Source organism: Williamsia deligens (assembly GCF_024171765.1).
Classification (GTDB): domain Bacteria; phylum Actinomycetota; class Actinomycetes; order Mycobacteriales; family Mycobacteriaceae; genus Williamsia_A; species Williamsia_A deligens.
Genome location: NZ_JAMTCI010000002.1, coordinates 470,487 through 494,872 on the forward strand (window position 1 = coordinate 470,487; position 24,386 = coordinate 494,872).

General features: G+C 71.5%; 22 protein-coding genes. 1 reads left to right on the top strand and 21 read right to left on the bottom strand.

Annotated features, from left to right (window positions below):
• Positions 1-3 precede the first annotated feature (3 nt).
• The gene (locus LX14_RS16480) at positions 4-1,764 is read left to right on the top strand and encodes an MFS transporter (RefSeq protein ID WP_253648410.1); all 1,761 of its coding nucleotides are present in this window, start codon (positions 4-6) and stop codon (positions 1,762-1,764) included.
• Here LX14_RS16480 and LX14_RS16485 read toward each other — a convergent pair.
• The 21 genes from LX14_RS16485 to LX14_RS16585 form a co-directional block, all read right to left on the bottom strand.
• Positions 1,730-2,053 (bottom strand): DUF2469 domain-containing protein, encoded by a 324-nt coding sequence (locus LX14_RS16485; RefSeq protein WP_253648411.1) that lies wholly within the window; start codon positions 2,051-2,053, stop codon positions 1,730-1,732. The two genes, LX14_RS16480 and LX14_RS16485, sit on opposite strands and share 35 nt — an antisense overlap.
• Before the next feature lie 9 nt (positions 2,054-2,062).
• A complete protein-coding gene (locus tag LX14_RS16490; RefSeq protein WP_253648412.1) occupies positions 2,063-2,746 on the bottom strand; it encodes a ribonuclease HII in 684 nt (227 codons plus the stop codon).
• Between the two features lie 39 nt (positions 2,747-2,785).
• A complete protein-coding gene (gene lepB, locus LX14_RS16495; RefSeq protein ID WP_253648413.1) occupies positions 2,786-3,658 on the bottom strand; it encodes a signal peptidase I in 873 nt (290 codons plus the stop codon).
• A 69-nt stretch (positions 3,659-3,727) separates the two neighbouring features.
• Positions 3,728-4,069, bottom strand: a complete 342-nt coding sequence (rplS, locus tag LX14_RS16500; RefSeq protein ID WP_253648414.1) for a 50S ribosomal protein L19 — start codon at positions 4,067-4,069, stop codon at positions 3,728-3,730.
• Between the two features lie 78 nt (positions 4,070-4,147).
• Positions 4,148-5,113, bottom strand: coding sequence for a hypothetical protein (locus tag LX14_RS16505; protein ID WP_253648415.1), 966 nt, complete (start codon positions 5,111-5,113; stop codon positions 4,148-4,150).
• Between the two features lie 9 nt (positions 5,114-5,122).
• Positions 5,123-5,851 carry a tRNA (guanosine(37)-N1)-methyltransferase TrmD gene (gene trmD, locus LX14_RS16510; RefSeq protein ID WP_253648587.1) on the bottom strand — a complete coding sequence of 243 codons (729 nt, stop codon included), beginning with the start codon at positions 5,849-5,851 and terminating at the stop codon, positions 5,123-5,125.
• An 8-nt stretch (positions 5,852-5,859) separates the two neighbouring features.
• Complete coding sequence (gene rimM / locus LX14_RS16515) at positions 5,860-6,378, bottom strand: ribosome maturation factor RimM (RefSeq protein WP_253648416.1); 519 nt, start codon at positions 6,376-6,378, stop codon at positions 5,860-5,862.
• 13 nt (positions 6,379-6,391) lie between these two features.
• A complete protein-coding gene (locus LX14_RS16520; protein WP_253648417.1) occupies positions 6,392-6,634 on the bottom strand; it encodes an RNA-binding protein in 243 nt (80 codons plus the stop codon).
• Positions 6,631-7,065 (bottom strand): 30S ribosomal protein S16, encoded by a 435-nt coding sequence (gene rpsP, locus LX14_RS16525; RefSeq protein WP_253648418.1) that lies wholly within the window; start codon positions 7,063-7,065, stop codon positions 6,631-6,633. The genes LX14_RS16520 and rpsP overlap by 4 nt, the downstream gene beginning before the upstream one ends.
• 173 nt (positions 7,066-7,238) lie before the next feature.
• On the bottom strand, positions 7,239-8,312 hold the full coding sequence (locus LX14_RS16530; protein ID WP_253648419.1) for an amidohydrolase family protein: 1,074 nt from the start codon (positions 8,310-8,312) through the stop codon (positions 7,239-7,241).
• An 8-nt stretch (positions 8,313-8,320) separates the two neighbouring features.
• Positions 8,321-9,871, bottom strand: coding sequence for a signal recognition particle protein (gene ffh / locus LX14_RS16535; RefSeq protein ID WP_253648420.1), 1,551 nt, complete (start codon positions 9,869-9,871; stop codon positions 8,321-8,323).
• Positions 9,872-9,933: 62 nt separating this feature from the next.
• Positions 9,934-12,537: a [protein-PII] uridylyltransferase gene (locus LX14_RS16540; RefSeq protein WP_253648421.1), complete on the bottom strand. Its 2,604-nt coding sequence runs from the start codon at positions 12,535-12,537 to the stop codon at positions 9,934-9,936.
• 14 nt (positions 12,538-12,551) lie between these two features.
• Entirely contained in the window at positions 12,552-12,890 is a 339-nt protein-coding gene (locus LX14_RS16545) for a P-II family nitrogen regulator (RefSeq protein ID WP_253648422.1), read from the bottom strand.
• 4 nt (positions 12,891-12,894) lie between these two features.
• Positions 12,895-14,277, bottom strand: coding sequence for an ammonium transporter (locus tag LX14_RS16550; RefSeq protein WP_253648588.1), 1,383 nt, complete (start codon positions 14,275-14,277; stop codon positions 12,895-12,897).
• Positions 14,278-14,487: 210 nt separating this feature from the next.
• Positions 14,488-15,927, bottom strand: coding sequence for a signal recognition particle-docking protein FtsY (ftsY, locus tag LX14_RS16555; RefSeq protein WP_253648423.1), 1,440 nt, complete (start codon positions 15,925-15,927; stop codon positions 14,488-14,490).
• A gap of 35 nt (positions 15,928-15,962) precedes the next feature.
• Positions 15,963-19,574 (bottom strand): chromosome segregation protein SMC, encoded by a 3,612-nt coding sequence (smc, locus tag LX14_RS16560; RefSeq protein ID WP_253648424.1) that lies wholly within the window; start codon positions 19,572-19,574, stop codon positions 15,963-15,965.
• Positions 19,575-19,629: 55 nt separating this feature from the next.
• Complete coding sequence (locus tag LX14_RS16565) at positions 19,630-19,914, bottom strand: acylphosphatase (RefSeq protein ID WP_253648425.1); 285 nt, start codon at positions 19,912-19,914, stop codon at positions 19,630-19,632.
• Positions 19,911-20,366 carry an OsmC family protein gene (locus LX14_RS16570; protein WP_253648426.1) on the bottom strand — a complete coding sequence of 152 codons (456 nt, stop codon included), beginning with the start codon at positions 20,364-20,366 and terminating at the stop codon, positions 19,911-19,913. Before LX14_RS16570 ends, LX14_RS16565 begins: the two co-directional genes overlap by 4 nt.
• 54 nt (positions 20,367-20,420) lie before the next feature.
• Complete coding sequence (locus tag LX14_RS16575) at positions 20,421-21,128, bottom strand: response regulator (RefSeq protein ID WP_253648427.1); 708 nt, start codon at positions 21,126-21,128, stop codon at positions 20,421-20,423.
• Positions 21,106-23,724 (bottom strand): sensor histidine kinase, encoded by a 2,619-nt coding sequence (locus LX14_RS16580; protein WP_253648428.1) that lies wholly within the window; start codon positions 23,722-23,724, stop codon positions 21,106-21,108. The genes LX14_RS16575 and LX14_RS16580 overlap by 23 nt, the downstream gene beginning before the upstream one ends.
• Positions 23,725-23,757: 33 nt before the next feature.
• Positions 23,758-24,384: a potassium-transporting ATPase subunit C gene (locus LX14_RS16585; protein WP_253648429.1), complete on the bottom strand. Its 627-nt coding sequence runs from the start codon at positions 24,382-24,384 to the stop codon at positions 23,758-23,760.
• Positions 24,385-24,386: the final 2 nt, after the last annotated feature.

Here is a 24,386-nt window from a genome sequence, read left to right on the forward strand (position 1 = left end):
GACGTGGCGGACCTGCACGCGGGGTCGGCGGCCGATCGCAGACCGACTCCCGACGACGCCGCCCCACCGGCGGCCCATCCGCGACCGGGACGGGCCTGGGCGGCGTTCGCGGCCTGCCTCATCGCGGTGTTCATGCAGATGGTCGACACCACCATCGTCAACATCGCCCTGCCCGACCTGTCGCGGGACCTCGCGGCGACATCGTCGGACCAGCTGCTCGTCCTGACGGTCTACACCCTCGCGTTCGCGTGCACCCTCATGACCGGGTCGCGGATCGGCGAGCGCGTGGGGCGCCACCGGATGTTCGTCGGCGCCCTCGCCGCGTTCACCGTGGCCTCGGTGCTGTGCGGCACCGCGACCGGGCCGACCGAGTTGATCGTGCTGCGGGGCGTACAGGGTGTCGCGGCCGCCTGCGCCTCGGCGCAGACGATCGCGGTGATCGCGGCGATGTTCCCGCGCGCGCGACACGGCCTCGTGTTCGGCGTCTATGGGGCGACCGCAGGCGTGGCGGCGATCTGCGGTCCGATCGTGGGTGGCGCGCTCATCTCCGCCGACGTGGCGGGCCTGGGCTGGCGCAGCATCTTCCTCGTCAACCTGCCCTTCGGGGTCATCGCGTGCGTCGTGGCGTGGCGGTGCCTGCCCCCGATGGTCGCGACACGACGGGTTCTGTTCGATCCCGTCGGGGTCGTCCTCTCGTCGGTCGGCCTGTTCGCGCTCATCTATCCCCTGGCCGTCGGTCGTGAGAAGGGCTGGCCGGCGTGGTCGTTCACGCTCATGGGCGTGGCCGTCGTCGTCCTGTCGGCGTTCGTCGTCCACGAACGTCGCCTGCTCGCGCGCGGTGGTGACCCCCTCATGCGGGTCGACCTGTTCCGCAGCCGCGCGTTCGCGGTCGGATGCGTGCTGTCGGTGGCGTTCTTCGGGGTGTTCGCGGCGTTCTTCTTCGCCATGTCCGTCACCGCCCAGTTCGGCCTGGGGTACTCCGCGCTGCGGACCGGTCTGATCACGCTGCCGTTCGCACTCGGAGCCGCCCTGGGATCGGTCGGGTCGCCGGTGCTCGTCCGTCGCATCGGAGCCCGCACGCTCGCCGTGGGCATGGTCGTGTTCGCGGGTTCGGTGGCGTGGACCGCGGCACTGATCGCTCCGGCGTCGGCCGCCCTCGACATCGGACCGTTGATCCCGGCCCTCGTCGCCGGCGGGGTCGGCGTCGGCCTGTTCGTCGCGCCCCTGCAGGCGACGATCGTCTCGGGAACGACGACGGAGACCGTCGGGTCGGCCTCAGGGATGGTGCCCACCGTCCAGCAGATCGGCGCGTCGGTGGGGCTCGCCGTGGTGGGGGTCTTCTTCTTCGCGCAGCTCGCAGGCGCCGCGTCGACGGCGGCGTCGGAGTCGTCGCAGCGGTTGTCGGCGTCGCTGCGATCGACATCGGTCCCGGCCCAGGTCACACCGTTCGTCGTGGGCTCGTTCGCGGACTGCGCGCGACGGCAGCTGTCGTCACCGCGACCAGAGGTCGCCCCGCCCGGGTGCTCCACCGACCGCTCCGCTGCGAGCGGCCCGCGCGCGGAGATCGTGGCCGCGGCGGCACCCGCACTCCGCGTCGCTGCCCACGACGCCGCCGCACGGGCGTTCCTCGCCGCGTTCGTGACCACCCTGTGGACCATCGCCGGCACCGCGGTCGTGCTCGCCGGCGCGTGCCTCGCACTCGGGCGCGGCGGCGGGGAGTCGCCCGGGGTCAGCCCGGCAGCGCGCCGTCTTCCGGCAGCCTGAGCTCCGAGGACTCGAGCTCCTCGATGTTGACGTCCTTGAAGGTGATGACGCGGACCTGCTTGACGAAGCGGGCGGGCCGGTACATGTCCCACACCCAGGCGTCGGACATCCGGACCTCGAAGTAGACCTCGCCGTCGGCGTTGCGGGGCACCATCTCCACGGTGTTGGCGAGATAGAACCGGCGCTCGGTCTCGACGACGTACGTGAACTGACCGACCACGTCCTTGTACTCGCGGTACAACGACAGCTCCATCTCGGTCTCGTACTTCTCGAGATCCTCCGCACTCATGGGGTCAGCCTAGCCAGTGCGGTCCACGGCCTCGGGGCGGGACGCGACAGCGACGCGGTCGCGGACGTTGCGGTAGGACATGCGGTGTTGGGCCGACGGACCGAGGCGGTCGATGCAGGACATGTGCAGCTCGGTGCTGTAGCCCTTGTGGACGGCGAACTCGTACCCCGGGAGCTGCTCGTCCATCTCGACCATGATCCGGTCCCGGGTCACCTTCGCCAGGATGCTCGCCGCCGCGATGCACGCGGCGGCACCGTCACCACCGATGACGGGCAGCGACGGCGCGGTGAGGCCGGGGACGGGGAACCCGTCGGAGAGGACGTAGCCCGGCGTGACCCCGAGCGTCGCCACCGCGCGCCGCATGCCCTCGATGTTCGCGACGTGGATGCCGATGCGGTCGACCTCGTGGGAGTCGACGACCACCACGCTGTGCGCGAGAGCGTGCCGGATCACCGAGGCGTACAACGATTCCCGGACGGCGGGCGACAACCGTTTGGAGTCGTCGAGATCGGCCAGCGACACGAGCTGGGTCGGCTTGAGGATGCACGCGGCCACCACCAACGGGCCCGCACATGCCCCGCGTCCGGCCTCGTCGACACCCGCCACCGGGCCGAGGCCGCTGTTGTGCAGGGCGAATTCGTACGTCCGCAGGCTCGCGGCCCGCCGGACCGGCGCACGCGGCGGCCATCGCATCGGTCCGCGCGCCGCGGGCGTTCTTCTCACCGCCACGCCTCAGCCCTGCGGGTCGTGAGCGCCGACACCACCGATCCGGGAGAACGGATAGATGATGAACCGCACCTTGCCGCGGACGTCGGAGATCGGCACGGTCCCCTGGAGTTCGTCGGTGATGTGGTAGCGCGAGTCGGCGGAGTTGCCACGGTTGTCGCCCATCACCCACAGGTTGCCCTGCGGGACGGTGATCGGGCCGAAGTCCGGCCCGAGGCAGCTCGAGAGGGCGCCGCCGCTGCCGGAGGTGAGGCCGGGGTTGATCCCCGCGTCCTGACGCTGCAGGGCGAGGTCGACGTAGGGCTCGGTCAGCGGCTTGCCGTTGACGGTCACGCCCTTGCCGTCGGCGTTGCGACACGCGACGGTCTGCCCGCCGGTCGCGATGACCCGCTTCACGAGGTCGTTCTCGTCCGGGGGCGCGAACCCGAACCAGGACAACGCATCCTGCAGGCCGCGCACGACGGTGTTGCTCGACCGCGGTGAACTCCAGCCCTCGTCCCAGGACGCGGTCGGCGCCTTGAACACGACGACGTCACCCGGGGTGGGATCGCCGAACCGGTAGGTCAGCTTGTCGATGACGATGCGGTCGTTGGTGCATCCCGTGCAGCCGTGGAGGGTGTTCTCCATGGACTCCGACGGGATCACGTACTGACGGCCGATGAACGTCTGCAGGACCCAGGTCAGCACCAGCACGCTGATGATGATGATCGCCGTCTCGCGCAGGGCCGATCGACCGCGTCCCTCACGCTTCGGGGTCGTGGAACGCCACGGCTTCTCGTCGCCGTCGGGATCGGCGGAGGCATCCTGCGGTTCGTACCGCGACTCGTCGTCGAGCGGTGGATCCTGGTCGGGATGTCCGTGGCGAGGTGTGTCGGGCACCGCGTCAGCCTAGTCGAGCGGTCACCGTGGCCGCCGCGACGGCACGCGTCGCGGCGGCGGGTGACAGCGTCAGCGCTTCTCCTTGATCTTCGCGGCCTTGCCACGCAGATCACGGAGGTAGTACAGCTTCGCGCGACGGACGTCACCTCGGGTGACGACGTCGATCTTGGCGATGGTGGGGCTGTGCACCGGGAAGGTGCGCTCGACACCGACGCCGAACGAGACCTTGCGGACGGTGAACGTCTCGCGGACGCCGCCGCCCTGGCGACGGATCACGACGCCCTTGAACACCTGGACGCGCTCCTTGGAGCCCTCGATGACCTTCACGTGCACGTCGAGCGTGTCACCGGGACGGAAGTCGGGGATGTCGTCGCGCAGCGACTTCTGGTCGAGGGAGTCCAGCGTGTTCATCGGTCGTGTCCAATCTGGGGTACATGGCGTGAACAGAGGACCCGGCGCGCGCACCTCGCGATGCGCTCCGACGCCGGTTCATGCTCCAGTCGTGGGTTCACCGCTCGACTGACCGGATGGGACACCCGGCGCGGGTGTCGCGGACGACACCGGGATGCGACCGTCGAGCGGCAACCCAACCATTGTGCCAGAGCCCCCCAGGCGCGACGAAATCCGTCCGCCGGCCTCCGGCGGTGGGGCGGGCTGCACCACGCGGTCGAGTTCGGTCTCGGCGGCCTCGATCGCGTGGCCGACGTCCGGCCTGCCCGCCATGAGGTCCTGCAGGAAGATCTTGGCGCGCACCAGCGGTCGACGCTGGCGCCGTTCGCGGCGCACCGCACGCGCCATCCGTTTCGGACGGGACGTGTACCGCCACCGCGCCCACGGCGACGACGGACTGGCCAGGCGGATGGCACCGACGACCAGCACCGGCAACACGAAGACACCGATCAGGGCGGTCCAGGGCTTGCCCTTCGCGACGACGACCGCGGCGATCACGAGGCCCACCAGTCCGGCGGCGATCGTGATGACGCCCTCCACCCATCCGTCGTCGAAGACGCCGGACACGCTGATGAGCTCGAGCGGCCGGAAGCCCAGGAGCGCCATCCCGGTGGCGCCCACCGTGGCGAACACGGCGTCCACCGAGGCGCGGCCCTCCTCGGCCCAGTACACGTCACGCAGATAGAACAGTAGGGCGAACTCGTCGAGGACGAGGGCCGCGCCGATGCCGAACACGCAGGCGAGCCAGGACAGCTGAGCCTGGGTGGCGGTCATCGAGATCGCGATGATCCACACGCCCGACACGAGCGACAACACGACGCCGAAGACCATATGGTGCACATGGGTCGCGCCGGCACTGACGTTGGAGAACCACCACCGCACGTCGGCGCGGATCAACCGGACGCTGACCCGGGTGCAGACGAACCCGCCGACGAACCCGGCGAAGAACAGCAGCAGCGGCAGTTTGCCGCCGCCGACGATGTCGTGGGTGTACCAGTGGTGCACCCGCCGACATTATCCCCGGCGCTCCGGCGATGTGTCCGGATCGTCGGAGGCGACCGACGGGTCGACGAGCAGGTCCGGGCGCCGCTCCCGGGTCCGGCGCATCGACTCCGTGTGTCGCCATGCGTCGATGGCGGCGTGGTCACCGCCACGCAGGACGTCGGGCACCGACAGCCCGCGCCAGGTCTGCGGACGTGTGTAGGCGGGCGCCTCCAGGAGTCCGTCGGAGAAGGAGTCCTGACGGTGGGACTCGGCGTTGCCCAGCACCCCGTCGACGAGACGCACGATCGCCTCGACCATCACGATGGTCGCCGCCTCGCCGCCGATCAGGACGTAGTCGCCGATCGACAACTCGAGCACCCGGACCCGCCGCGCCGCGTCGTCGACGACCCGCTGGTCGATCCCCTCGTACCGTCCGCACGCGAACACCAGGTGCGGTGCCGCCGAGAGCTCCTGCGCCAGGGCCTGCGTGAACGGGATCCCGGCGGGGGTGGGGACGACGAGGATCGCGTCGTCGGGACAGACGTCGTCGAGGCACGGTCCCCACACCTCGGGCTTCATCACCATCCCGGGCCCGCCGCCGTACGGCGAGTCGTCGACGGCACGGTGGACGTCGTGGGTCCACTCCCGCAGATCGTGCAGGTGCAGGTCCAGGATGCCGCGCGCGGCCGCCCGACCCGGCAACGCCAGGCGCAGCGGCTCGAGGTACTCCGGGAAGATCGACACCACGTCGACCCGCATCGTGGGTGTCACAGATCGAACAGACCGTCGGGCGGATCGATCTCGACGACGTCGGTGCCGACGGTGGGGACGATCTCGGCGACGAACGGGACCAGCACCTCACGGGTGGCGTCGCCGTCGGTCACCGTGACGACGAGGGTGTCGCCGCCGGGCAGGTGCAGGATGTCCGCCACGGTCCCGACCGGGTCGCCGCCGACGGTGCGCACGGCGACACCGATCAGTTCGTGGTCGTAGAACTCGTCCGGGTCGTCGCCGGAGGAGACCGAGTCGCTGTCGACGACGAGCACGACGCCGCGCAGGGCGTCCGCCGCCTCACGCCCGTCGACCCCGTCGAACCGGACGAGCAGACGTTCGCCGTGGGTCCGTGCACCGACGACGGTCAGGGTCTGCTCTCCCCCACCCCGGGCGCGACCGCGCAGCACGCTGTCGGGCGCGAACCGGGCGTCGGGGTCGTCGGTGCGGACGTCGACGACGACCTCACCGCGAACACCGTGGGACTTGACGATCCGACCGACCGCGAGATCCATCCGGTGCTACGCGTCAGCGGTCGGTGTCGACGATGTCCAGACGGACGCCGCGGCCACCGATCCCACCGACGAGGGTGCGCAGGGCGGTCGCGGTGCGGCCACCACGGCCGATCACCTTGCCCAGGTCCTCGGGGTTGACGTGGACCTCGACCATGCGGCCGCGTCGGCCGGTGATGAACTCCACCCGAACGTCGTCGGGGTTGGAGACGATTCCGCGGACGAGATGCTCGACCGCGTCGGCGACGACTGCGCTCACTCGGCGGTCCCGGCGGCATCGGCCGCGGTGTCGTCGGCCTTCTTCGGCGCACGCTTCTTCGGGGTGGTCGCCTCACCGGCGGGCTCGCTGTCGGCCGACGCGAGCGCGGCGTTGAACAGGTCGAGCTTGCTGGGCTTGGGCTCCTTGACCTTCAGGGTGCCCTCGGCGCCCGGGAGACCCTTGAACTTCTGCCAGTCACCGGTGATCTTCAGCAGCGCCTGCACGGGCTCGGTGGGCTGGGCGCCCACGCCGAGCCAGTACTGCGCGCGCTCGGAGTCGATCTCGATGAGGCTGGGGTCTTCCTTGGGGTGGTACTTGCCGATCGTCTCGATGGCGCGGCCGTCGCGGCGCGTACGGGCGTCGGCGACGACGACGCGGTACTGCGGGTTGCGGATCTTGCCGAGCCGGGTGAGCTTGATCTTGACTGCCATGAGGTTCTCTTCTCTGGTCACAGCGCAATTCAGCGACCCACCCGGTGTGGTGGGCCCGGTTTTGCGGTTGATGTCGGTGTGACCGTCGGGCGGCGCATGACCGGGTCCGACGTACCGGCTGGTCATTGTGCCAGAGGACCGCCACGCGCCCGAAATCGTCGGCCCCGCGGCGGTCAGAGGACCGCGCCGCCGGAGATCACGGCGTCGGGCGCGCGCAGGACGTCGAGGTCGGCGCGGGGGTCGGCGCGCAGCACGATCAGATCGGCGCGGTCGCCGTCGGCGAGCGCACCGGCCGACAGCCATCGCCGCGCGTCCACGGTGGCCGCCCGCAGCACGATCGTGGTCGACAGCCCGGCACCCGTGAGGGCGACGATCTCGTCGACGATGCGGCCGTGCCCGACGAAGCCGCCCGCATCGGTGCCGGTGTAGACCGGGACACCCGCCTCGACCGCGGCGCGCACCACCGAGGGCGCCGCCGCGTGAAGTGCGCGCATGTGGGCCGCGTAGGTCGGGAAGCGGTCCGCGGAGTCGGCGATGCCCGGGAAGTTGTCCACCTGGATCAGCGTCGGCACGAGCGCGGTCCCCCGCTCCGCCATCGCCGCGATCAGGTCGTCGGTCAGGCCCGTCCCGTGCTCGATGCAGTCGACGCCGGCGGCGATCAGGCCGGGGAGCGCGTCGGTCCCGAACACGTGCGCGGTGATCCGCGCACCCTCGTCGTGGGCTGCGTCCACGGCCGCCGAGACCTGCGCGTCGGTCCAGAGCGGTGCCAGATCCCCCACCTCACGGTCGATCCAGTCGCCGACCAGCTTCACCCACCCGTCGCCGGCGCGCGCCTGTCGGCGGACCTCGTCGGCGAGGGAGTCGGGGTCGTCGAGTTCGACGCCGTAGTCACGCAGGTAGCGCTTCGGCCGGGCGATGTGCCTGCCCGCCCGGAGGAACCGGGGACACCGCGGGTCGGCGTCGAGCGGATGGGTGTCGACCGGGGAGCCGACCTCGCGGATGAGCAGGGCGCCCGCGCGGGCGTCGGCGAGCGCGAACTCGCGCGCCTGACCCATGGTCACGCCCAGCCCGGGCGCGATGCCGACATGGTTGTGCGCGTCGACGAGCCCCGGCAGCAGCCAGGCGTCGTCGGCGACGGTGACCGCACCGGGGACCGCGTCGTGCCGGATGACCTCACCGTCGGTCCACAGCTCCAGCGGCTCACCGGTGAGCGCATCCCGCCCACGCACGTGCAGCGGAGGCGTCACGGTGGTGGTCAGCGCTGCTTGGGGCGCAGGCTCGACAGGTCGATGCCCTCGAGACCCGGGGGCAGCTCGTCGAGACCGGCGGGCATCCCGGACAGGTCCGGGAACCCCGGCGGCATGCCGGGCATGCCGCCCCGCATCTTCGGCGGCGTGGGTCCGCGACCGCTGCCCTTCTTCCCCTTCTTGCCGCCCTTCTTGCGGTTGGAGCGGCGGTTGCCGCCGGGCATCCCCATCCGCCCCGACATCTGGGCCATCATCTTGCGGGCCTCGAAGAAGCGGTCGACGAGCTGGTTGACCTCGCTGACGCTGACGCCGGAACCGTTGGCGATGCGCAGGCGACGTGAGGCGTTGATGATCTTGGGGTTGTCCCGTTCGGCCGGGGTCATGCCGCGGATGATCGCCTGCACGCGGTCGAGCTGCTTGTCGTCGACCTGGCTCAGGGCGTCCTTCATCTGGCCCGCGCCGGGCAGCATGCCCAGCAGGTTCCCGATGGGACCCATCTTGCGGATCATCAGCATCTGCTCGAGGAAGTCCTCCAGCGTCAGCTCACCCTGGGTGATCTTCGCCGCCGCGGCCTCGGCCTGGTCGGCGTCCCAGTGCTCCTCGGCCTGCTCGATCAGGGAGAGGACGTCGCCCATGCCCAGGATGCGGCTGGCCATGCGGTCGGGGTGGAAGACGTCGAAGTCCTCGAGTTTCTCGCCCGACGACGCGAACATGATCGGCCGACCGGTGATCTCGCGGACCGACAGCGCAGCACCACCGCGCGCGTCGCCGTCGAGCTTGGTGAGCACCACACCGGTGAAATCGACGCCCTCGGCGAACGCCTCCGCGGTCGTCACGGCGTCCTGACCGATCATCGCGTCGACGACGAAGAGCACCTCGTCGGGCGAGATCGCGTCGCGGATCCCCTTGGCCTGCGCCATGAGCTCGGCGTCGATGCCGAGCCGGCCGGCGGTGTCGACGATGACGACGTCGTGCTGTCGGGCGCGGGCGTGGGCGATGCCGTCGCGGGCGACACCGATCGGGTCCGCGGCGCTGACACCGAGGACACCGGCCCCGCCGACCGAGGTGCCGGGATGCGGCGCGTACACCGGCGTCCCGGCCCGCTCGCCGACCACCTTGAGCTGGTCGACGGCACCGGGCCGCTGCAGGTCGCACGCGACGAGCAGCGGGGTGTGCCCCTGCTTGAGCAACCAGGCCGACAGCTTGCCGGCAAGCGTCGTCTTACCGGCACCCTGCAGACCCGCGAGCATGATCACCGTCGGCGGTGTCTTGGCGAACGCGATGCGCCGGGTCTCGCCGCCGAGGACGGTGACGAGCTCCTCGTTGACGATCTTCACGATCTGCTGGGCCGGGTTGAGGGCTCCGGAGACCTCCGAGCCCTTCGCCCGCTCCTTGATGCGCGCGATGAAGCCGCGCACCACCTGCAACGAGACGTCGGCGTCGAGGAGCGCGAGCCGGATCTCCCGACAGGTGCGGTCGATGTCGGCGTCGGACAGCTTGCCCTTGCCGCGCAGGTCCTTCAGGGCACCGGTCAACCGGTCGGACAGGGAATCGAACATGACGACCAGCGTATTCGACCCGGGTCGCGGCCCGCGCCACGACCACGGACGCGCGAGGCGTCTCAGGACCCCGGGATGCCCCCGCGCGCGCTGTCGGACACCGGCGGGGCGGACGTGTCGGTCTCGCGGCGTGGCTCCGGCGCGGGGACCACGGCCAGGACCGCGTCGCCCAGAGCCGCCCGTCGCTGCGGGGAGTCGTCGTCCAGACGCAGGCAGAACGTGTCCACCACGGTGCCGCCGAGGGTCTCGACCATCGCCCACACCACGTCGACGCCCTGACGCTCGAGCACCGCGGATACCCGGCTCAGCAGTCCGAGGCGATCGGCGGCGCGCAGCTCGAGGATCGGGGGCGTGCTCTCACCCGTCCCGCCCGTCGGCCTGTCGATCCACAGCACCCGGGGTGGCGCGATGGCGAACAGCGCGGGCACTGCGACCGGGGTGTCCTGCGGATCGGTGATCGACGGCGGCGCCACCGGAACCGGCGACTCCGCCTCCCGTGCATCGAGGCGCCGGATGACATCGAGCGTCCCGGCGGTCGCCTGCACGACCTGCTGGCGCAGCAGTCCGGGATCCGGGGGGTCGCCGAACGCCGGGATCACCCGGAAGGTGTTGACGACGCTGCCCGCGTGCGACTGCACCGTGGCGGTGTGACACCGCAAGCCGTTGAGCGCCAACACCCCCGAGGTCGTCGAGAGCAGACCCGGGCCGTCGGGGGCGATGACGGTGACGATCCTGGTGTGTGAGCCGGGTACGGCGACGATGTCGACGTGCACTCCCCCGGCCTCGGCGCGGGCGCGCTGCAGGTCGGTCAACGGGTCCGGACGGTGCAGTTCCTCGCCGTCCATCACCCGCAGACACCGTCGGACCAGCTCGGCGATCAGCGAGGCCTTCCAGTCCCCCCACACACCGGGTCCGGTGGCCAGGGAGTCGGCCTCGGCCAGGGCGGCGAGCAGTTCCAACAGCACCCTGTCGCCGCCGAGCGTGTCCACCACGAACTGTGTGGTCGCCGGGTCGTCGGGGTCGCGCCGCGTCGCGGTGGCCGGCAGCAGCAGGTGGTGACGCACCATCGCCGACAACGTCGCCACGTCCTGCGGCCAGAGCCCGAAGCGCCTGCCGATCTGCGTCGCGAGTTCCGCCCCGACGACGCTGTGGTCGGCGCCGCGACCCTTGCCCAGGTCGTGCAGGAGCGCACCGAGGACCAGCAAATCCGGCCGCGACACCCGTGTCGTCATCGCCGAGGCGTACACCGCGGTCTCCACCAGATGCCGGTCCACGGTCCAGGTGTGGATCGCGTCGCGGGGTGGCAGGTCGCGCACCGCACCCCACTCCGGGAGCAGTCGGCCCCACAGTCCGGTCCGGTCGAGCGCCTCGATCGGCGCCACCATGTGACGCCCTGTGCCCAGCAGCACGAGGAGGTCCGACAGCGCCTCCGACGGCCACGGCTCGCGCAGCTCCGGGGCGTGGTCGGCCAGCCGCGACAGCGTCGACGCGCTGATCGGGAGCCCCGTTCGCGCCGACGCACCCGCGACCCGCAGGATCAGACCGGGGTCCTTGCTCGGGATCGCGTTGCGCGCCAACACCACCTCGCCCAGGTGCTCGACCACACCCTCGTCGAGGGGTCGTCGGACCGGCGGGCGTCGGAGCTTGGACAGACCCCGGCGCGGCAGCGAGTTGCCCGCCGTCCGCATGCCGACGTCGACCGAGTACCCGATGGTGCGTGCACTGTCGCTGATGACGCGGGCCAGGTCGAACCGGTCGCCGATGCGCAGCGCGGCCCCGATCTCGTCGGCGTCCTGGGCCCGGAGTTGCTCCCGGGGTCGTCCGGCGATGCGGTGCAGTTCGGTACGGATGTCCAACAGGCGCGTGTAGGCCTGTTGCAGACCGGCGCCCGGGGAGTCGGGCCGCAGTGCGCCCATGCCGTCGGTGAGCTGGGCCGTGGCCAGCGCCCCCAACATCTGGACGTCGCGCAGTCCACCGCGGCCGTTCTTCAGGTCGGGCTCGGCGCGGTGGGCGATGTCGCCGCTGCGCCGCCATCGATCGCGCGCGGACTCGACGAACTGCGGGAAGCGGGTCCGGATGTCGGCGCGCCACTGCCGCCGCACACCGGTGATCAACAGGGACGTCAGCGACTCGTCCCCGGCGATGTGGCGTGCCTCGAGCAGACCGAGTGCGGCGCTCATGTCCTGCGAGGCGACCTGCAGGGCCTGACCGACGGTGCGGACGCTGTGGTCGAGCTTGATGTGGGCGTCCCACAGCGGGTACCAGAGCCCGTCGGCGACCTCGGACACCCGCGCCGGGTCCATGTCGTCGTGCAGGAGGATCAGGTCCAGATCGGAGTGCGGCAGCAACTCCTCACGGCCCAGGCCGCCCACCGCGACGATCGCGAAACCGCTGTCGGGGCGGATGCCGAGCTCGGCACCCTTCGTGGTGAGCCAGAAGTCGTGGAGGTCGACGAGGACCCGGCGCAGGCCGGCGGCGTCGACGCGGGCGGAGTGGTCGGCGCGGTTGTCGGGGTCGACACGGGCGAGGATCTGTCGGCGCGCGGCCACGAGGTCGCCGGCGGCCGCAGACGGCACAGGCCCCGATCCCGGCGTGGTGCCGGGACCGGAGCCTGTCGCGTCGTGCTCGCCGTGCGAGTCGGAGCCACCGGAGGTGACGAACGGCACGGGGTCGGTGTCTCCTACAGTGCGTCGGTGCCGCGTTCGCCCGTGCGCACCCGCACGACCGAGTCGACCGGGGACACCCAGACCTTGCCGTCACCGATCTTGCCGGTGCGGGCGGCCTCGACGATCACGTCGACGACCTTGTCCACGGCGGACTCGTCGACGACGACCTCCACGCGCACCTTGGGGACGAAGTCCACGGAGTACTCCGCACCGCGGTAGACCTCGGTGTGGCCCTTCTGACGTCCGTAGCCCTGGACCTCGCTGACCGTCATGCCGAGGACACCGGCCTGCTCGAGTCCTGTCTTGACGTCCTCGAGCGTGAACGGCTTGACGATTGCTGTGACGAGTTTCACGTGCTCATCCCTCCTTGCCGAGAGCGATCCCGCTCTGGCTCAGTGCGCTGGTACCGGAACTGCCGCCCAGGGCGGCGAAGTCGTACGCGGACTCTGCGTGCTGTGACTCGTCGGCTCCCTCGGCCTCGGCCTCAGGGTCGATCCGCAGGCCGATGGTGAACTTGATGATCAGACCGATTATGGCAGTTGCCACCGCGGAGTAGGCCAGCACGGAGAACGCACCGACCGCCTGGCGCCACAGCTGGTCGGTACCGCCGCCGTAGAACAGGCCGTCCACGGCCGCCGGCGCCTGGTGCGTCGCGACGAGACCCACCATCAACGTGCCGATGAGTCCGCCGACCAGGTGGACGCCGACGACGTCGAGCGAGTCGTCGAAGCCGAGCTTGAACTTCAGGCCCACCGCGAGCGCACAGATCGCGCCGGCGACGACACCGATCACGAGCGCACCGAGCACGTTGACCGAGGAACACGACGGGGTGATGGCAACCAGACCGGCGACCACACCCGACGCCCCACCGAGTGAGGTGGCGTGGCCGTCGCGGATGACCTCGACGACGAGCCAGGCGAGCATCGCCGCGGCGGTCGCGACGGTCGTGGTGAGGAACGTGGTGCCCGCGGTGCCGTTCGACGAGGTCGCCGAACCCGCGTTGAAGCCGTACCAGCCGAACCACAGCAGACCGGCACCGAGCATGACGAACGGGAGGTTGTGCGGGCGCATCGGCGACTGCGGCCATCCGCGACGCTTGCCCAGCAGGATCGCGAGGACCAGACCGGCGACACCGGCGTTGATGTGGACCGCGGTACCACCGGCGAAGTCGATCGCCTTGAGCTTGTTGGCGATCCAGCCGCCGTGCTCACCGGTGTAGCCGTCGAAGGCGAACACCCAGTGTGCGACCGGGAAGTAGACGATGGTCGACCACAGGACCGTGAACGCCGCCCAGGCACTGAACTTCATGCGGTCGGCGACGGCGCCGGACACCAGCGCGACGGTGATGATGGCGAACATCAGCTGGAACACGACGAACACCGACAGCGGCAGGGTCCCGAAGAGCGGGACGTTCACCGGATCGGCTGCGGCGGTACCGGCGGCCGGGTCCGCGGCGACCGCGGCGGCCCCGTTGCCGCTGATGACGCCCTTGAGCCCGAGGTACTGGCCCGGGTCGCCGATGATGCCGCCCTTGTCGTCGCCGAAGGCGAACGAGAAGCCGTACAGGGCCCACAGCACCGTCACGATGCCCATGGCCGAGACGCTCATCATGATCATGTTGAGGACGTTCTTCGCGCGGACCATGCCGCCGTAGAAGAACGCCAGACCTGGCGTCATCAGCAACACGAGCGCAGCGCTCGCGAGCATCCAGGCGGTGTCACCGGTATCCGGGACACCCATTGCGGGGTAAGCCACCAATTCCTCCTCGTGTCACACCGGAGGACCCACATGGGTGTCCGGCTTCGATCTGCGACGAGGTTGCTATCCCCATGTTTCGTCGATGGCTATGCCATGTTTCCCGGGTGTGAACGGAACGACCACCCAGATGACGTCCATGTATCGCCGCAGGTCACCGAACACGTTCGGGCGGCTAACCAGCCGCCGTGGGGGTCAGCCGAGCAGTGCGTCGACGAAGGCGGCCGGTTCGAACGGGGCCAGATCGTCGGCACCCTCCCCCAGTCCGACCAGCTTCACGGGCACACCGAGCTCACGCTGGACGCGGAAGACGATCCCGCCCTTCGCCGTGCCGTCGAGCTTGGTGAGCACGACGCCGGAGATGTCGACGACGTCGGCGAACACCTTCGCCTGCGTGAGCCCGTTCTGGCCGGTGGTGGCGTCGAGCACGAGGAGCACCTCGTCGACGGTGGCCTTCTTCTCCACGACCCGCTTGACCTTGCCCAGCTCGTCCATCAGGCCGGTCTTGGTGTGCAGTCGTCCGGCGGTGTCGATCACGACGACGTCGACGCCGTCGGCCACCCCGCTCGCCACAGCCTCGAAGGCGACCGACGCGGGGTCGGCACCCTCCTTGCCCCGCACGGTCGGGGCGCCGACGCGCTCGCCCCAGGTCTGCAGCTGGTCGGCGGCTGCGGCCCGGAAGGTGTCGGCCGCGCCGAGCAGCACCCGGCGACCGTCGGCGACGAGGACCCGCGCGAGCTTGCCGACGGTGGTGGTCTTGCCGGTGCCGTTCACGCCGACGACCAGCAGCACGGCGGGGTTGCCGGCGTGGGGCAGCGCCCGGATCGACCGGTCCATCGAGGGGATCAGCTCGTCGACGAGGACCGTCCGCAGGACCTCGCGCGCTCCGGCGGGTGTGCGCACCGATGCCTCCGCGAGACCGGTCCGCAGTCGGTCGACGATCGCTGTCGTCGTCGCGGACCCCAGGTCGGCGCCGAGGAGGATGTCCTCGACCTCCTCCCAGGACTCCTCGTCGAGGTCGCCGCCGCCGAGCAGTCCGAGCATGCCCTTGCCGAAGGTCGACTGTGACCGCGCGAGCCGCCCGCGCAGCCGGGTGAGCCGCCCCTCGACGGGATCGATGACGTCGCGGTGTGGGATCTGCTCGTCGAGCGTGGCGGCGTCGTCGGGGACGGTGACGATGTCGTCGGGCACCGACGGCCGTTCGACGACGGGCGGGGTCTCGGGCAGCGGCTGGGAGACCTGCGGTTCGGTCGAGCCGGGTGCGGGGACGTCGGTCTCCGGCAGCGACAGGTCGGTGAAGGACCGCTTGGGCGCGTCCCGTGGGATCGACGCGTCGTCGCCGACACGCGGCTGTCCGTCGGTGTCCGTGCGCTCGGGGAGCACGTCGCCGCCGGTGGTGGGGCCCGGCTCCGCAGGCGGGGCGTCGACGGTCGCCGTGTCACCGCCCTGGGTGAACGAGAAGCCTCCGCCGGCGCGGTAGGCGCCGGAGCGGTCGACCTCGCGCGGCGCGGTCTCGGTGTCGGCCTGTCGCAACGAGACACGACGTCGACGGCCGATGACGAGGCCGACGACGAGGGCGATCAGCAGGACCGCGACGACCGCGACGGCGATGACGACGATCAGTTCGGTGCTCACCGGTTCATTGTGTCAACCGCGCCCGGTGTGCGACGTCAGCGGGCGGCAGCTCCGGTCTCGATGCCGCGCAGCCGCTGCGAGATCACCGTGGTGATGCCGTCGCCCTGCATGCTCACGCCGTAGAGGGCGTCGGCGATCTCCATCGTCGGCTTCTGGTGGGTGATGACGATGAGCTGCGACCGCTCCCGAAGCTGTTCGAACAGCCGGATCAGGCGCCGCAGGTTGGTGTCGTCGAGCGCCGCCTCGACCTCGTCCATGACGTAGAACGGGGACGGTCGGGCCCGGAAGATCGCGACCAGCATCGCGATCGCCGTCAGCGACTTCTCGCCACCGGACAGCAGCGACAGGCGCTTGACCTTCTTGCCCGGGGGCCGCGCCTCGACCTCGATACCCGTGGCCAGCATGTCCGACGGGTCGGTGAGGATCAGTCGCCCCTCACCGCCGGGGAACAGCGTCCGGAACACCTCGACGAACTCGCGTTCGACGTCCGCGTAGGCCTCGGTGAACACGCGCAGGATGGTCTCGTCGACGTCGGCGACGACGTCGAGCAGGTCCCGGCGGGCGCTGCGCACGTCCTCGAGCTGCGTCGAGAGGAACGTGTAGCGCTCCTCGAGGGCGGCGAACTCCTCGAGCGCGAGCGGGTTCACCTTGCCCAGTGCGGTCAGGTCGCGCTGGGCGGCCTTGGCCCGCCGCTCCTGCGCGGCGCGGTCGTACGGCATGGGTGCCGGCGCCACGACGATCTCGCCGCGCTCGCGGGCCTGCTCGTACTCGGCGATCTCCAGCGCGCTCGGCGGCAACGCGACATCGGGTCCGTACTCGGCGACGAGGTCGTCGAGGCCGATCGACCACGTCTCGGTGATCTGGGCCTCGAGCTGTTCCACGCGCAGCGCGAGTTGGGCGCCCGCCACCTCGTCGGCGTGCAGCTTGTCGCGCAGGGTCGACAGTTCCGCGGTCAGCTCCGCCACGCGACGTCGCGCGACGTCGAGCAGTGCGCTGCGCTCGGTCCGGGCCGTCTCGAGGCGGTCGCGGGCGGCCTGCGCGGCGGTGACCGCGATCCTCAACCGGCTGTCGACCTCGTCGCAGGCGGCGACGACGGCGGACGCCACCTCGGCGGCATGTGCACGCGAGGCGTTCTGGCGTTCGGCGCGTGCCCGTGACTCGCGTTCCGCGGCCGCCGACCGACGCAACTGGTCAGCGCGGCCGCGGACCGCGGCCAGCCGCTCCTCGGCCGTGCGCACGGCGAGACGCGCATCGGTCTCCTCCGAGCGCGCCTGGGCGACGGCCGCCGCCGCCGCGGCGCGTTCGGCGTCGGCGCCGGTGTCGGTGACGTGGTCGTCGGGATCGACGCGGGCGGCCTGCAGTCGCTGCTCCATCTCGGCGAGCTCGGCGATCGCCGCCGCCCGGTTCGACTCGACCGCCGCGCGACGCATGCTCAGGCGCTCGGCCTCGCCGTGCGCGGCGCGGACGGCCTGGCCCAGCCGCGCGAGCTGCTCGTAGACGGCCCCGACGGCGGCGTCGGACTCGTGCAACGCGGTGACCGCGTCGTCGGCGGCGCGGCGGCGCACGTCCTGGTCGGCCAGAGCTCCCGACAGCGCGGCGGACAACTCCTCGCCGCGATGGCGCGCGATGACGAGATCGGCCTGCGCCGAGTCGATCTCGGCCTGCAGCTCGAGCGCCGACGGTCGACGGTCGGACCCTCCGCTGATCCAGCCGGGTCCCACGACGTCACCGTCGCGGGTGACAACGGTCCACCGGTCGCCGCGGTCGTGGGCTTCGCGCGCGATGCGGGCCGCGGTCGGCAGGTCGTCGGCGACGACGGTCTGCGCCAGCAGAAGGTCCATCGACCCCTGCAGGTCGTCGGGAGCGGTCACGAGATCGGCGACCCGGCGGCACCCGGGCGGCGGCGACAGCTCCGGTCGGTGCCGGGGCATCCCCCCGACGACGAGCGCGGCACGCCCGGCGTCGGCCTCCTTGAGCCGGCGCAGCGCGGACTGGGCCGCGGTGTGGTCGGTGGCTGCGACGGCGTCCTCGGCGGGACCCAGTGCGGCGGCGACGGCGGCCTCGTAGCCCGGTTCGATGCGCAGGACGTCGGCCAGGGCTCCCCGGAGTCCCTCGGGCGGGCCGTCCGTGCCGGACAGCAACCACGCCCCACCATCGCGACGGCTCAAACCCGTGGTCAACGCCTCGATCCGCGCGGTCAGCGACGCCACCTGCTGCTCGGCGGCCCGTTCTGCGGCCTGCAGTTCCCGGACCCGGGCGTCGGCCGCGTCGACCGCGGCCACGGTGCGTTCGTGGTGCTCGTCCAGACCACGCTCGGTGGCGTCGAGCTCGGGGACACGCGCCTGGACGGTGTCGAACTCGGCCTGCGCCTCCTGGGCGCGCTGGGTCGCCTCGACGATCGCCTCCGACAACCGGGTGTCCTCGGCCTGCGCCGACTCGACGCGGGCGGCCAGTGTCGTCACCTGGCCCTCCAGTCGGACCAGGCCCTCACGCCGATCGGCGACGGCCCGCACGGCCGCGAGGTGCGCGCGTTCGGCCTCGGTCGCGACGGACTCCGCGGCGAGCAGTGTCGCGCGGGCCGTCTCCAGGCTGTCCTGGGCGACCTCGAGTGCCTCGGCGCGGATCTCCTCGTCCTCGGCGGCCGCCTCGGCCGCCGCCTCGAGCTCGTCGGGGTCGCGCCCGGTCTCGACCACCACGGGCTCGGCGAGATGTCGGGAGCGCTCCGCCGCGACCCGCCGGGTGGCGTCGATGCGTTCGGCGAGGGCGGACAGGCGGAACCAGCTCGCGGCGGCGGCCTGCGCGGCGGGCGCGATCGCGGCGACCTTCTCCTCGTGTCCGGTCATCTCCGCGGTGGCGGCGTCGAGCGCGGCGGCGACCGCGTCGGACCGTTCGCGGATGGATGCCTCGACGGCATCCCGGTCGGCCCGCGACGCCCGGAGCGTGACGAGGTCGTCGGCGGCGAGACGCAGGCGCGCGTCGCGCAGATCGGCCTGCACGGTCTGGGCACGCCGGGCGACCTCGGCCTGGCGACCGAGCGGCTTGAGCTGACGACGCAGTTCGTCGGTGAGATCGGTCAGCCGCGCGAGGTTCGCCTGCATCGACTCGAGCTTGCGGACCGCCTTCTCTTTGCGCTTGCGGTGCTTGAGGACACCGGCGGCCTCCTCGATGAAGGCGCGACGGTCCTCGGGCCGGGACTCGAGGATCGCCGACAGACGACCCTGGCCGACGATGACGTGCATCTCGCGACCGATGCCGGAGTCGCTCAACAGTTCCTGCACGTCCATCAGGCGGCACGAGCTGCCGTTGATCTCGTACTCGCCGGCGCCGTCGCGGAACATCCGCCGCGTCACCGACACCTCGGAGTAGTCGATGGGCAGCGCGCCGTCGGCGTTGTCGATGGTGAGCGTCACCTCGGCGCGACCCAGCGGCTGGCGACCGGACGTGCCGGCGAAGATGACGTCCTCCATCTTGCCGCCGCGCAGGGCCTTCGCGCCCTGCTCCCCCATCACCCAGCTCAGGGCGTCCACGACGTTGGACTTACCGGAGCCGTTCGGGCCCACGACGCAGGTGATCCCCGGCTCGAAGCGCAGGGTGGTGGCCGACGCGAAGGACTTGAATCCCTTCAACGTCAGGCTCTTGAGGTGCACGACGGTAGAGGGTAATCGCCGGGGCGCACCCCGGGTGACCAACCCGTGCCGGACGTCAGCGTTCGACGAACCCGGTGAACTCCCCGGTCGCCGGTCGGGTGTCGTCGACGACGAGGTCGACACGGCCAGGGGTCTGTCCTCCGCGCAGCCACGCGAGCAGCGCCACGGTGTCCTCTATGGAGCCCTCGGCGACCACGAGCACCCTCCCGTCGGCCTGATTCGCGGCGTAGCCGGTCAGCCCCAGCTCGAGCGCCCTCGACCGTGTCCACCACCGGAACCCGACGCCCTGGACGTGGCCGTGGACCCAGGCGGTCAGTCGCACCGCGGCCGGGTCGGTCACCGCGCGGCGTCCCCGACGGGGATGTCGAGATCGACCGTCGTCCCCGCCTTCAGGGTGCGACCGACGGTGCAGCTGGCGTCGACCGAGCGTCGGACCACGGTCAGGAGCCGCTCGAGCGCGGTCGCGTCGAGGCCGGACAGGTCGAGTTCGAGGGACTCCTCGAGCCGCGGGTAGACCTCGTTCTCGCGGTCGGCGTCGCCGGAGACGCGCACGGTGGCGGCGTAGTCGTCGCCGAGGCGCCGGGCGAGCGTGGCGTCCGAGCTCATCCCGGTGCACGCGGCGAGGGCGATCTTGAGCAGCTCGCCGGGTGTGAAGACCCCGTCGACGTCGACCGATCCGATCTGCACCGACGCGCCGCGCGAGCTGTGGCCGGTGTAGAGCCGGGTCCCGGTGCGTTCCACCCAGAGGTCGGTGGGTGCGGGTGTCGCTGCGGGGGTGTTCTCGACGGTCATACCAGCAGTGAACACGCCGTCGGCGGCGGCGATTCCGGCGGTCCCGCCGCGGTCTCACCGGACGAAGCGGTACCCCATCCCGGCCTCGGTGAGCAGGTGGCGGGGGTGCGCCGGGTCGGGCTCGAGCTTGCGACGCAGCCCCGCGAGGTAGACCCGGAGATAGTGCGTCTGCGAGTGGTACGACGGACCCCACACCTCGTGGAGCAGTTCGCGTTGCCCCACCAACTTCCCCTCGTTGCGGACCAACATCTCGAGCACACCCCACTCGGTGGGTGTCAGGTGCACCGGCTCGCCGTCCCGGGTGACCATCTTCGCGGTCAGGTCGACGACGAACGAGCCGGCGTCGACGACGGGCACCTCGACACCCGGCGCGGGTGCCGCGGCCCGGCGGACCGCCGCGCGCAGCCGGGCGAGCAACTCCTCCATCCCGAACGGCTTGGTGATGTAGTCGTCGGCACCGGCGTCGAGCGCGTCGACCTTGTCGGCGGAGTCGACGCGGGCCGAGAGCACGATCACCGGCACCGAGGTCCACCCGCGCAGGCCCGACAGCACCGACATGCCGTCCATGTCGGGCAGTCCGCGGTCGAGGATCACCACCTGCGGATCGGTCTGTGCCGCGGCCCGCAGCGCGCCGGTCCCGGTCGAGGCCGTGGTGACCTCGAAACCGCGCGCCCGCAGGTTGATCCGGAGCGCGCGCAGGATCTGCGGCTCGTCGTCGACGACGAGGACGCGCACGGGCTCAGGAGCCGGCGGCTGCGACATCGCGACCCCCGTCCGCGTCGTCCGGGACCACACCGTCGCCGACCCCGTCGGCCGGGAGGTCGACAACCATCGTCGAACCGCCGCCGGGGGTCTCGACCACCTCGAGTCGACCACCCATGGCCTCGGTGAACCCCGCGGCCACCGACAACCCGAGACCCACCCCGGAACTCGCGTTCTGGTCACCGAGTCGGTGGAAGGCGGCCAGCACCGACGCGCGGTCGGCCTCGTCGATACCGATGCCGTGGTCGACGACGAGGACCCGCACGCGGGCACCGCTCGTCGCGGTGTCGCCGGACGCGGTGTCGGCGTCGTCGGTCCGCGCCGCGACGGTGACGGTGGCGTCACCCGAGTGCCGCAGGGCGTTGTCGATCAGGTTGGCCAGCACCCGTTCCAGCAGGACCGGGTCGGCACACACCAGGGTGTTCCCGCCCTCGACGCGGACGCGCTCGGTGGCCGTGGTCGCGTAGCTGGCCATCCCCACCAGCACGCGGCCGACGACCTCACCGAGGTAGACGTGCCGCATCTGGGGGCGCACCACACCGGCGGCCAGGCGGGAGGAGTCGAGCAGGTTGCCGACGATCGCGGTGAGGTGATCGGTCGACTCCTCGATGGTGGCGAGGAGTTCGGCGGTGTCCTCGGCCGAGAAGGAGACGTCGGTGCTGCGCAGGCTGGACGCGGCGGCCTTCACCGCGGCCAGCGGGGTGCGCAGGTCGTGACTGACGGCCGAGAGCAGCGCCCGGCGGAGTCTGTCGGTCTCGCTGAGAGCGCGCGCCTCCGACGCCGCCTCGGCGAGGCGACGCCGCTCCACCACACCGGCCGCCTGCGTGGCCACCGCGGTGAGGACGCGCCGGTCGCGCCCGGTCGGGGCGGGACCACGCAGGAGCAACGCGTATTCGCCCGAGGCGACGGTGCAGACCGTGTCGGCATCGCCGGGGCGGGTGGGGGGATCGGTACCGACGGCGTTCTCGACCACAGGAAGGGCGTCGGGTGTCAGACGGACCACCGACACCGAGGTCTGGTCGAAGGTCTCGCGGACGAGGTCGAGCAGTCGGGTCGGGCTCGTACCGCTGAGCACCGCGCCGGCGAACGTCGTGAGGAGTTCGGCCTCGGCCGCCGCGCGGGTCGCCTCTCGACGACGGCGTGCGGCCGAGTCCACCAGGGCCGCCACGGCGACCGCCACGACCAGCAGGACGATGATCGTCGAGGCGTTCTCGGCGTTGTCGATGGTGAAGCTGTAGCGCGGATCGGTGAAGAAGTAGTTGAGCAGCAACCCCGACACGATCGCCGTCAGCGCGGCCGGTGCGATCCCGCCGAGCAGCGAGATCGCGAGCACCACCAGGAAGAACACGGCCGTCTCGGTGGCGAACCCCATCCACCGGTCCGCCCAGACCATGACCGCTGCGGCGGCCCACGGCACCACGACGGCGAACACCCACGTCAGCGGTCGGTGGAACCGGCTTCGTCGGATGTCGAGGGGGTTGCGGCGCCGGGCCTGTTCGTGGGTCACCATGTGGACGTCGATCTTGCCCGACATCCGGACGACGGCCGCGCCGGTCCCCTCCGACACCAGGCGTTCCCACCGGGACCTGCGTGACGTGCCCAGGACGAGCTGGGTGGCGTTCACACCGCGCGCGAAGTCCAGGAGTGTCTCGGCGATGGAATCGCCGACGGCGGTGTGGATCCGGGCACCGACACCCTCGGCGAGCTCGGCCAGAGAGGGCAACTCCCCCGACAACCGGTCGAGGAGGCCGTCTCCGCGCACGACGTGCACCGCGATGAGTTCGGCACTGGACCGTGACGCGATCCGGCTCGCCCGCCGCAGCAGCGTCGCCGATTCGGGGCCGCCGGTCACCGCCACCACCACGCGCTCGCGGGTCTCCCAGGTCGCGGTGATGGCGTGCTGCTCGCGGTAGTCGGCCAGGGAGTCCTCGACACGGTCGGCGAGCCACAGCAGGGCCAGTTCGCGCAGGGCCGTGAGGTTGCCCTGTCGGAAGTAGTTGACCAGCGCCCCCTGGATGCGGTCGCCGGCGTAGACCTTGCCCGCGGCCAGTCGCCGACGCAGCGCCTCCGGCGCGATGTCGACGAGCTCGATGGCGTCCGCGGCGCGCACCACCTCGTCGGGGACGGTCTCCTTCTGTGTGACACCGGTGATCTGCGCGACGACGTCGTTGAGGCTCTCGAGGTGCTGGATGTTGACCGTCGAGAGGACGTCGATGCCGGCGTCGACGAGATCGCGGATGTCCTCCCACCGCTTGCTGTTCCGCAGACCCGGCGCGTTGGTGTGGGCCAGTTCGTCGACGAGGACCACGTCGGGTCGCCGGGCGAGGACCGCCTCGACGTCGAGCTCGTGCAGCACCGTCCCGCGGTGCTCGACCGCCCGGGTCGGGACGGTCTCGAACCCGACCGCCATCTGCGCGGTCGCACTGCGGCCGTGGGTCTCGACGATCGCCGCGACGACGTCGGACCCCTCTGCGAGCAGCGTCCTCGCCTGGGCGAGCATCTCGTAGGTCTTGCCGACGCCGGGCGCGCACCCGAGGAAGATCTGCAGCGTGCCGCGGCGCTCGGCGTCACGGGACGAGGTCTGCGGGGCGGGCACCGCCCGATCCTGCGCCGGGGAGGTCACGCTGCGCTACCCGCATCCCGGGGCGGTGAGACCGAGCCCCCGGTTGACGCCGAGGACGTTCACGACCGGCTGACCGAGGAACCCCAGCTGTCGGCCGTCGGTGTTGTCCGCGATCACGGCGCGGACCTCGGCGGGCGTCCTGCCGGTCACCCGCGCGATCCGCGCCACCTGGATGGCCGCGTAGGCGGGGCTGATGTCGGGGTCGAGGCCCGATCCGGACCCGGTGACCGCGTCGACCGGGACCTGATCGGGCGGCACGCCCTCACGGACGGCGATCGCAGCGCGGCGCGTCCGGATCCACTGCGCCAGCATCTCGCTCGACGGACCCTGTTGGCTCGCCGCCGATGCCGACGGGTCGCCGGGCGCGAACGGGTCGTCGTCGGACCCGACGACGCGGGCGTGCAGATACGGATCGGGCGCACCCGTGGCGGGACGTGGGTCGATGCCGAGCAACGCCGACCCGACCGGGCAGCCGGCGCGGTCGGTGACCGTCGATCCCTCCGGGCCGCCGGGCGCGATGCGTGAGACACCCCACACGACAGCGGGATACGCGACGCCGACGACGACGGTGAGCGCAACGAGGACCGCGAGACCCACGATCGACTGGCGGATCACCTGCTTGAGGACGAGCACCA